The sequence below is a fragment of the Vibrio sp. Vb0598 genome (assembly GCF_033338935.1).
Classification (GTDB): Bacteria; Pseudomonadota; Gammaproteobacteria; order Enterobacterales; family Vibrionaceae; genus Vibrio; species Vibrio alginolyticus.
The window spans coordinates 1-1,183 of record NZ_JAWOTP010000198.1 but is presented as its reverse complement, the minus strand read 5'-3'; the positions used below and the strand labels follow the sequence as shown (position 1 = coordinate 1,183).

Here is a 1,183-nt window from a genome sequence, read left to right as displayed (position 1 = left end):
CGCAAATTACGCTAGTAGACCGTAAAGCGAGCCACTTGTGGAAACCACTGTTGCATGAAGTTGCAACGGGTTCTTTGGACGAAGGTGTTGACGCTTTGAGCTACCGTGCTCATGCGAAAAACCATAGCTTCGATTTCCAAATGGGTAGCCTTCAAGACATCGACCGTGAACGTAAAGTGATCATTTTAAGTGAGCTGAAAGACGAGCACGGTGAACTTCTTATGCCAAGCCGCGAGCTAGAATACGATCTTCTAGTGATGGCGATTGGTTCAACATCGAACGATTTCAACACTCCAGGCGTTCGCGAAAACTGTATTTTCCTAGATAGCCCAGAACAAGCGCACCGTTTCCGTACAGAAATGAACAATGAGTTCCTAAAGCTGCATGCGAAAAACGGTAATGGTACAGTGGATATCGCGATCGTTGGTGCTGGTGCAACGGGCGTTGAGCTATCGGCTGAGCTGCACAATGCCGTGAAAGAACTTCGCACTTACGGATTTGGTGATCTAGATTCAAGCAAGCTGAATGTTAATCTGATTGAAGCGGGCGAGCGCATTCTTCCTGCATTGCCACCACGTATTTCGTCTGCGGCGCATCAAGAGCTTGTTAAGCTGGGTGTAAACGTTCGTACAGCAACGATGGTGACTAAGGCGGAGAAAGACGGCCTAACTACCAAAGATGGCGAAAAGATTCCTGCGCAAATCATGGTTTGGGCTGCGGGTATCAAAGCACCTGATTTCATCAAAGACATTGCAGGTCTAGAAACAAACCGTATTAACCAATTGGTTGTGAAAGGAACACTGCAAACAACGCGTGATGACGATATTTTTGTTATCGGCGACTTGGCGCAATGCACACAACCAGACGGCTCATTTGTGCCACCTCGTGCGCAAGCTGCGCACCAAATGGCTAGCCAAGCGTTCAGCAACATTGTGGCGAAGCTAAATGGTCGTGAGTTGAAAAACTACGTGTACAAAGACCATGGTTCTTTAGTGTCTCTAAGCCGCTTCTCTACAGTAGGTAGCTTGATGGGCAACTTAACCAAAGGTTCGATGATGGTTGAAGGCCGTATTGCACGTGTTGTTTATATCTCACTATACCGCATGCACTTGATGGCACTTCACGGCGTGTTCAAAACAGGCTTGATGATGCTGGTTGGCCGCATTAACCGTGTATTGCGTCC

At 47.7% G+C, this 1,183-nt stretch carries 1 protein-coding gene; it reads left to right on the top strand.

All coding sequences use genetic code 11. From position 1 onward, the window contains the following. On the top strand, positions 1 to 1,183 hold a 1,183-nt coding region (locus R7Q38_RS24055; RefSeq protein ID WP_318114576.1), incomplete at both ends, for an NAD(P)/FAD-dependent oxidoreductase.